At 41.3% G+C, this 904-nt stretch carries 1 protein-coding gene and 1 pseudogene; both read right to left on the bottom strand.

The window, feature by feature from the left end; all coding sequences use genetic code 11:
• Positions 1 to 552: pseudogene (locus AB4653_RS27440) on the bottom strand (lipopolysaccharide assembly protein LapB); the annotation flags it as partial.
• Positions 553 to 564: 12 nt separating this feature from the next.
• Positions 565 to 837 carry a LapA family protein gene (locus AB4653_RS27435; RefSeq protein WP_012604397.1) on the bottom strand — a complete coding sequence of 91 codons (273 nt, stop codon included), beginning with the start codon at positions 835 to 837 and terminating at the stop codon, positions 565 to 567.
• Positions 838 to 904: the final 67 nt, after the last annotated feature.

Below are 904 nucleotides of genomic sequence, written 5' to 3'. Positions count from 1 at the left end.
GAAGTGTGCAACCATCGCACGCGTCTTCATTTTCTTCTTGCTCAGCTTAACTAAGATATTCCCGTAATGAATCGCTTTATTCCACTCACGCGTTTGCTGATAAATGGCAACCAACTGCTGTAAAGCGCCTTCTTTATGATCAGGCTCTTCTACAAGCTGTTCAAAAATTTTCTCTGCGCGATCAAGAAAGCCTGAGACCGTATAGTCTTTAGCTAATTGTTGCAATGCGAGGTTTTTTTGATCGAGGGTAAGCCCAGACCGAGAGATAAGATTTTGGTGAATACGAATAGCGCGGTCGACTTCGCCTCTTGAGCGGAACAAGTTGCCCAAAGCCAAGTGAGTATCGATGGTTTCATTGTCTACTTGAAGTAACTCAATGAAGTGATCAACCGCTTTGTCAGATTGGTCTGACAGTAATAGGTTCAAACCCGTCACGTATTGGCGGGAGATCTGGTGTGATTGCTTTTGTTTTTCTTGCTGAGCATTACGATTACCCATATACCAACCATAAGCGGCTGCGATGGGCAAAAGTAAGAACAGTAACTCTAACATCAAATATGGCCTTTAAGCTTTAGTTTCAGCAGCGACCTGCTTTGATTGCTTATTGAGTTGCTTCTTCAAGCGATGAATTTTTAGTTGAGATCGCATGTGCATATTTCCAAAGACTAACCAAGCAAGAGCAAAACCTGAAACGAATACAACACCTAGCAAGCTTGACAGGTGGAAGTCACCTTGCGCTAGCAAATAATTGAAATTCACAATTGTTTGGTTTTGAGAGCCTAAAGCCAGTGCCATTAGGAAAAGTGCGATAACAGCGACTATTTTTATAATTTTCATAGTTCATCACTCATTGATTAATTAGCTGTACGATTATGCAGGAAAATTACTAATCAGACCACCATAT

The sequence above is a fragment of the Vibrio sp. 10N.222.48.A3 genome (assembly GCF_041475345.1).
GTDB lineage: Bacteria > Pseudomonadota > Gammaproteobacteria > Enterobacterales > Vibrionaceae > Vibrio > Vibrio tasmaniensis_A.
Note: the sequence above shows the minus strand (reverse complement) of the source record. Positions and strands in the feature narration are given on the sequence as shown.

Excerpts from the sequence above, each read along its gene's own strand:
- AB4653_RS27435 (WP_012604397.1), bottom strand. The coding sequence starts at position 837 with ATGAAAATTATAAAAATAGTCGCTGTTATCGCACTTTTCCTAATGGCA.